Genomic DNA, 277 nt, shown 5'->3' with positions numbered 1-277 from the left:
ACCACCGTATCGAGCACAAAAATCAGTATTACGGGTAATAACTTCATTAAGCCCAATAGCGACGGCTTTCAGGCATTCATCCCCTTTAGGGTGACCATAATTGTCATTGTAAAGTTTGAAACTATCGACATCCAAGATTATCACCGTCAACGGCCATTCATACCGTTTTGACATTGCTATTACCTTTTCCATTTCCATTTCAAACGCCCGTCGGTTTGGGATGTTAGTCAGCGGATCGCTAAGTGACAAACGAATCAATTCGGTTTCTTGGCTCTTC

1 protein-coding gene is annotated in these 277 nt (G+C 42.6%); it reads right to left on the bottom strand.

Annotated features, from left to right (window positions below; translation table 11 throughout):
* Positions 1 to 249 (bottom strand): GGDEF domain-containing protein (locus tag NLF92_RS12810; protein WP_284700437.1); only part of this gene is annotated, 249 nt, incomplete at its 3' end.
* Between the last annotated feature and the right edge of the window lie 28 nt (positions 250 to 277).

Origin of the sequence: Opacimonas viscosa (assembly GCF_024199005.1) — a bacterium.
GTDB classification, from domain to species: Bacteria; Pseudomonadota; Gammaproteobacteria; order Enterobacterales; family Alteromonadaceae; genus Opacimonas; species Opacimonas viscosa.
Note: the sequence above shows the minus strand (reverse complement) of the source record. Positions and strands in the feature narration are given on the sequence as shown.